The 6,170-nt window shown below is 56.5% G+C and carries 11 protein-coding genes; all 11 read right to left on the reverse strand.

The genetic code is table 11. From position 1 onward, the window contains the following. Entirely contained in the window at positions 1 to 234 is a 234-nt protein-coding gene (gene rpmC / locus ABF979_RS08415; RefSeq protein WP_415559105.1) for a 50S ribosomal protein L29, read from the reverse strand. A 1-nt stretch (position 235) separates the two neighbouring features. Then, a complete protein-coding gene (gene rplP / locus ABF979_RS08420; protein ID WP_007282728.1) occupies positions 236 to 652 on the reverse strand; it encodes a 50S ribosomal protein L16 in 417 nt (138 codons plus the stop codon). A gap of 55 nt (positions 653 to 707) precedes the next feature. Further along, positions 708 to 1,385, reverse strand: a complete 678-nt coding sequence (gene rpsC / locus ABF979_RS08425) for a 30S ribosomal protein S3 (protein ID WP_046901182.1) — start codon at positions 1,383 to 1,385, stop codon at positions 708 to 710. A gap of 3 nt (positions 1,386 to 1,388) precedes the next feature. Beyond that, a complete protein-coding gene (gene rplV / locus ABF979_RS08430; protein WP_046901181.1) occupies positions 1,389 to 1,796 on the reverse strand; it encodes a 50S ribosomal protein L22 in 408 nt (135 codons plus the stop codon). A gap of 2 nt (positions 1,797 to 1,798) precedes the next feature. Next, positions 1,799 to 2,077, reverse strand: coding sequence for a 30S ribosomal protein S19 (gene rpsS, locus ABF979_RS08435; RefSeq protein WP_011251962.1), 279 nt, complete (start codon positions 2,075 to 2,077; stop codon positions 1,799 to 1,801). 16 nt (positions 2,078 to 2,093) lie between these two features. Further along, complete coding sequence (gene rplB, locus ABF979_RS08440; RefSeq protein ID WP_046901180.1) at positions 2,094 to 2,924, reverse strand: 50S ribosomal protein L2; 831 nt, start codon at positions 2,922 to 2,924, stop codon at positions 2,094 to 2,096. Between the two features lie 15 nt (positions 2,925 to 2,939). Next, the gene (locus tag ABF979_RS08445) at positions 2,940 to 3,236 is read right to left on the reverse strand and encodes a 50S ribosomal protein L23 (protein WP_174694852.1); all 297 of its coding nucleotides are present in this window, start codon (positions 3,234 to 3,236) and stop codon (positions 2,940 to 2,942) included. Positions 3,237 to 3,277: 41 nt separating this feature from the next. Further along, the gene (rplD, locus tag ABF979_RS08450; protein ID WP_046901178.1) at positions 3,278 to 3,892 is read right to left on the reverse strand and encodes a 50S ribosomal protein L4; all 615 of its coding nucleotides are present in this window, start codon (positions 3,890 to 3,892) and stop codon (positions 3,278 to 3,280) included. A gap of 11 nt (positions 3,893 to 3,903) precedes the next feature. Then, positions 3,904 to 4,587 (reverse strand): 50S ribosomal protein L3, encoded by a 684-nt coding sequence (rplC, locus tag ABF979_RS08455; RefSeq protein ID WP_046901177.1) that lies wholly within the window; start codon positions 4,585 to 4,587, stop codon positions 3,904 to 3,906. A gap of 10 nt (positions 4,588 to 4,597) precedes the next feature. Then, positions 4,598 to 4,906: a 30S ribosomal protein S10 gene (gene rpsJ / locus ABF979_RS08460; RefSeq protein WP_007282720.1), complete on the reverse strand. Its 309-nt coding sequence runs from the start codon at positions 4,904 to 4,906 to the stop codon at positions 4,598 to 4,600. Positions 4,907 to 5,026: 120 nt separating this feature from the next. After that, positions 5,027 to 6,170: elongation factor Tu (gene tuf, locus ABF979_RS08465; protein WP_415559107.1), on the reverse strand; the 1,144-nt coding region annotated here is incomplete at its 5' end.

Consider the following 6,170-nt stretch of genomic DNA (forward strand, 5'->3'; position numbering starts at 1 on the left):
TCAGGACTTTGCGGCGGACGTTTGGGCGCCCGCACGGTTCTTCGATTGATGAGCCAGTGTCTTGATGCGCGCGACAGCACGACGCACGACCTTAACACGGCTGGTGTTTTCCGACTGCCCGGTGGCAGCCGCAAAACGGTGATTGATCTGTTCACGCTTCAGATCGATGAGCAGAACGTTCAGCTCGTCCTCGCTCTTCGCGCGCAGATCTGTAGGCTTGTACGTGTCGGCCATCTTACGCGTCTCCGATACGCTGAACGAACTTGGTCTTGATCGGAAGCTTTGCAGCTCCCAGGCTCAGTGCCAAGCGAGCGACTTCCGGCGGAACGCCTTCGATCTCAAACAGGATGCGACCTGGCTTGACACGAGCTGCCCAGTACTCTGGGGAACCCTTGCCCGAGCCCATACGCACTTCTGCAGGCTTTGTCGAGACCGGAAGGTCAGGAAAAATACGAATCCAGACGCGACCGGCACGCTTCATCGCACGAGTAATAGCACGACGGGACGCTTCGATCTGACGGGCCGTGATCCGCTCTGGCTCAAGAGCCTTCAGACCATATGCACCGAAGTTCAGCTGCGTTCCGCTTTTCGCCAGGCCGTGGATACGGCCTTTGTGAGCTTTACGAAACTTTGTCCGCTTTGGGGAAAGCATGTTGTTAAATCCTCAATCAGCACCAGCAATGGAACTGTAGGCTTTCGCCTACAATTCAACGTTGCGGAGCCTGCTCCGCGGCACGACGGTCTTGTGCCAGGGGGTCATGAGCCAGGATCTCACCCTTGAAGATCCAGACCTTCACACCGCAGGTTCCATAAGTCGTCTTGGCCGTCGCCGTGCCATAGTCAATATCAGCGCGGAGCGTATGCAACGGCACACGTCCCTCACGATACTTCTCGTCACGTGCGATTTCGGCACCACCCAGACGTCCGCTGCAAGTAATACGGATGCCCTGGGCGCCCAGACGCATTGCAGACTGGATTGCGCGCTTCATGGCGCGGCGGAAAGCAACGCGACGCTCAAGCTGCTGAGCAATGTTTTCAGCAACCAGAGTTGCGTCGATTTCCGGCTTACGGATCTCAACGATGTTCAGCGCTACGTCGGTCTTCGCCATACGGCTCAGTTCCTTACGCAGTGCATCAATGTCCTGACCCTTCTTACCGATCACGACACCCGGACGGGCAGCGTAGATCGTTACGCGGGGCTTCTTTGCCGGACGCTCAATAACAACACGAGAGACGCCAGCACCAGACAGCTTGCGACGCAGGAATGCACGCAGCTTAAGGTCTTCATGAAGAAGACGTGCATAGTCTGCACCTGCGTACCAGCGGCTATCCCAGGTACGGTTAACACCGAGCCGAAGCCCGATTGGATTGACCTTATGTCCCATGGATCAAGCTGCCTTCTGCTCTTCGCTGGTTTCCGACGCTTCTGCAGCTTCGGCCACAACAATCTTCAGGTGGCTGAAGAACTTTTCAACGCGAGCCGAACGACCACGGCCACGAGCGTGAAAACGCTTCATGACGATGGACTTGCCGACTTCAGCCGTCTTCACAACCAGACGATCAACGTCCAGCTGATGATTGTTCTCAGCGTTGGCCACGGCGCTCTCAAGAGTCTTCTTAACCTGCTGCGCGATACGACGACGCGAGAAGGTCAGAGCGGCAATAGCCTTGTCAGCTGGCTGGTTACGGATCATTGCCGCAACCAGGTTCAGCTTACGCGGGCTAACACGGATGTTACGCGTAATTGCTTGCGCTTCCGTATCAGCAAGCGTGCGGATGTGCTTCGGCTTGCTCATTTTCAGCCCCGCTTCGACTTCTTGTCAGAGCCATGACCGGTGTAGGTCCGTGTCGGTGAGAATTCACCGAACTTGTGACCGACCATGTTCTCCGTGACCTGCACAGGCAGGAACTTGTGACCATTATAGACGCCGAACGTAAGCCCGACGAACTGCGGAAGGATCGTCGAACGACGCGACCAGATCTTGATCACTTCATTACGACCCGAAGCGCGGGACGCTTCAGCCTTACCGAACAGATACCCGTCAACGAACGGGCCCTTCCAGACGGAACGTGCCATCTCTGTTTGCCCCCTCTTACTTGCCGGACTTACGGCGACGGATGATCAGGCTATCCGTCTTCTTGTTAACACGCGTCTTGTAACCCTTCGTCGGAACGCCCCAAGGCGTAACCGGATGACGGCCACCAGAGGTACGACCTTCACCACCACCATGTGGGTGATCGACCGGGTTCATGACAACGCCACGGTTGTGCGGACGACGTCCGAGCCAACGGGAACGTCCAGCTTTACCCATGTGCTGGTTCATGTTGTCTGGGTTAGAGACAGCACCAACCGTTGCCATGCATTCGCCGCGAACAAGACGTAGTTCACCAGACTGAAGCTTGATCTGGGCGTAGCCCGCATCTTTACCAACGAGCTGAGCATACGTTCCAGCGGAACGTGCCATCTTGCCGCCAGCACCTGGCTTCAGTTCAATGTTGTGAACAATCGTACCAACCGGCATAGCGCCGAGAGACATCGCATTGCCCGGCTTCACGTCCGTATGGGCGCCAGAGATGACGCGATCGCCAACCTTGATGCGCTGCGGAGCCAGAATGTAAGCAAGCTCGCCGTCATCGTACTTGATGAGCGCGATAAACGCCGTACGATTTGGATCGTACTCAAGGCGTTCAATCGTTGCACCCACATCGAACTTACGACGCTTGAAATCGACGTAACGATAGGACTGCTTGTGCCCGCCGCCACGGAACCGAACTGTCGTACGGCCGTGGTTATTACGACCGCCAGACTTGTTCTTACCTTCCGTCAGCTGCTTGACCGGCTTGCCCTTCCAGAGCTCGCTACGATCAATCAGCACGGTGCCGCGTGTGCTCGGCGTCGTGGGATTAAAGTGCTTTAGTGCCATGGTTATTACCCCGCGTCAGCCCAGCTTCGCTGTAAGGTCAATGGATTGACCTTCTGCAAGCTGTACATACGCCTTCTTGATGTCAGAGCGGCGACCAGGACGACCCTTGACGCGCTTCGTCTTACCCTTCTGGACCAGCGTGTTCACGCCAGAAACCTTAACGTTGAAGAGCTTTTCGACAGCGGCCTTGATCTGCGGCTTGGTTGCAGTCGTAGAGACCTTGAAAACAACCTGATTACGCTCCGAAAGAAGCGTAGCCTTTTCCGTGATCAGCGGCGAACGGACCACATCGTAAAGAGCTTCCTGAGACATGTTCTCAGCTGTCTTACGTGCGTTCATGACGATAGAGATGGTCATGCCAGACGCTCCTTAAGACCCTCAAGACCCGCACGGGTAATAACCAGTACATCGTGGTTGAGGATGTCATAGACGTTCGCGCCGATGGTCGGCAGGACGTCAATCTTCGGCAGGTTCGCAACCGCACGAGCAAACTGCTCATCAACCGCACCATCCACGATCAACGCGGAGGACCAGCCGAGAACCTTGAGCTTAGCAGCAGCTTCACGGGTCTTGCTCACGCCATTGGCGGTATCGAGCACAACCAGCTTGCCCGCAGCAGCCTTCTGCGACAGCGCAGAAATCAGGCCGAGACGACGAACCTTCTTTGGCAGATCGTATCCGTGGTCACGGACAACCGGACCATGAACAACGCCACCGGTACGGAACTGCGGCGCACGCAGCGAGCCCTGACGTGCAGAACCGGTGCCCTTCTGGCGGAACGGCTTCTTCGTCGTGCCAGAAACTTCACCCATGCCTTTGGTGCGATGCGTGCCAGCGCGGCGCTTAGCCAACTGCCAGTGAACAACTCGCGCCATGATGTCGGCACGCGGAGAAACCGCGAAAATCTCTTCTGGAAGCGCGACTGAGCCAGCGCTGCCATTATCGAGGGTCTTGATATCGTATTCCATGCCCCTCGTCCTCAACCGGCGGCCGCTACGACTGCAGCCGGGTACGGCGCATCGGCGTGGCGAGCCTTCTTGATTGCATCGCGAATCAGCACAAGGCTGTTCTTCGCACCAGGAATCGCACCCCTGACCATGATCAGGTTACGCTCTTCATCCACGGCTGCCACTTCCAGGTTCAGCGTTGTAACACGCTCGTCACCCATATGCCCTGCCATCTTCTTGCCCTTGAAGACCTTGCCAGGATCCTGGCGCTGGCCCGTAGAACCATGAGAACGGTGGCTAATGGAAACGCCGTGAGAGGCTTCAAGGCCAGCGAAGTTATGACGCTTCATAACACCCGCAAAACCTTTACCCTTACTCTGGCCCGTGACATCAACTTTCTGCCCAACCACGAAATGGTTAGCGGAGAGCTTTGCGCCGGCCTCAAGCAGAGCATCTTCCGCAACGCGGAACTCTACGAGGTGCTTCTTCGGCTCAACCTTGGTACGGGCAAAGTGGCCACGATTTGCCTTGGTGACATTCTTCACCTTGGCATTACCAAGACCGAGCTGAACGGCTGTATAGCCATCACGCTCATTCGTGCGGGTATCCACAACCTGAACTTCGTCAAGGTGCAGAACCGTCACAGGCACATGAGTGCCGTCTTCTTTAAACAGCCGGGTCATCCCCAGCTTTTTTGCAATCAATCCGGTACGCATCGTCTGGACCTTAGAGTTTGATCTCGACATCAACGCCAGCGGCGAGGTCGAGCTTCATGAGGGCGTCCACGGTCTGCGGGGTCGGCTCGACAATGTCGAGCAGCCGGCGGTGAGTCCGAATTTCGAACTGTTCGCGGCTTTTCTTATCCACGTGTGGCGAGCGGTTCACCGTGAACCGTTCGATATGCGTCGGCAGCGGGATCGGACCCCGAACCCGCGCACCCGTACGCTTCGCCGTGTTTACGATCTCTTTGGTGCTGTTGTCCAGCACTCGATGATCGTACGCCTTAAGGCGAATGCGGATGTTCTGGTTGTCCATAGTCTTAATTCGTCCAACTCAAAAATTCGGGTCTCGTCCTACTGCCATTGCATCTGAAAGGGAACCCCGGCCAGAAATAAATCTGGCCGGGGCTTCCATATCAACGGCGAAACGCAGGACTTAGGCGCTGATTGAAGAAACCACGCCTGCACCCACGGTGCGGCCACCTTCGCGAATTGCGAAGCGGAGGCCTTCGTCCATGGCGATCGGAGCAATCAGCTCGACATCCATGGCTACGTTATCACCCGGCATGACCATTTCCGTGCCTTCCGGCAGCGTCACGACGCCAGTGACGTCGGTCGTACGGAAATAGAACTGCGGGCGGTAGTTCGTGAAGAACGGCGTATGACGGCCACCTTCTTCCTTCGTGAGGATGTAAGCCTCAGCCTTGAACGTCTTGTGCGGCGTAATGGAACCCGGCTTTGCCAGAACCTGACCACGCTCAACGTCTTCACGCTTCGTACCACGAACCAGTGCACCGATGTTGTCACCGGCTTCACCACGATCGAGCAGCTTACGGAACATCTCAACACCCGTAACGGTTGTCTTGATGGTATCCTTCAGACCAACGATCTCAACTTCGTCGCCGACGTTCACAACGCCACGCTCAACACGACCCGTGACAACCGTACCACGACCCGAAATCGAGAACACGTCTTCGATCGGCATCAGGAACGGACGGTCAACCGGACGCTCAGGCTGCGGAATGTAGGTGTCTACAGCTTCCATCAGCTCAAGAACGCGATCTTCACCGATGGTGGCGTCACCATCTTCAAGGGTCACAAGAGCAGAACCCTTGACGATGGGGATATCGTCGCCTGGGAACTGGTAGGAAGACAGAAGCTCACGAACTTCCATTTCCACGAGCTCGAGCAGCTCAGCGTCGTCAACCTGGTCAACCTTATTCAGGAACACAACCAGAGCAGGAACACCAACCTGACGAGCAAGCAGGATGTGCTCACGCGTCTGCGGCATTGGGCCGTCAGCAGCGGATACAACCAAGATTGCGCCGTCCATCTGAGCGGCACCGGTGATCATGTTCTTGACGTAGTCAGCATGGCCCGGGCAATCGACGTGAGCGTAGTGACGGTTCTTCGTCTCATACTCAACGTGAGCCGTGGAGATGGTGATACCACGAGCGCGCTCTTCAGGAGCCTTGTCGATCTGGTCGTATGCACTGAACGTTGCGCCACCGGACTTTGCCAGCACCTTGGTGATTGCAGCAGTCAGCGAGGTCTTGCCGTGATCGACGTGACCGATGGTG

It is taken from the genome of Gluconobacter sp. (assembly GCF_047723935.1).
Lineage (GTDB): Bacteria > Pseudomonadota > Alphaproteobacteria > Acetobacterales > Acetobacteraceae > Gluconobacter.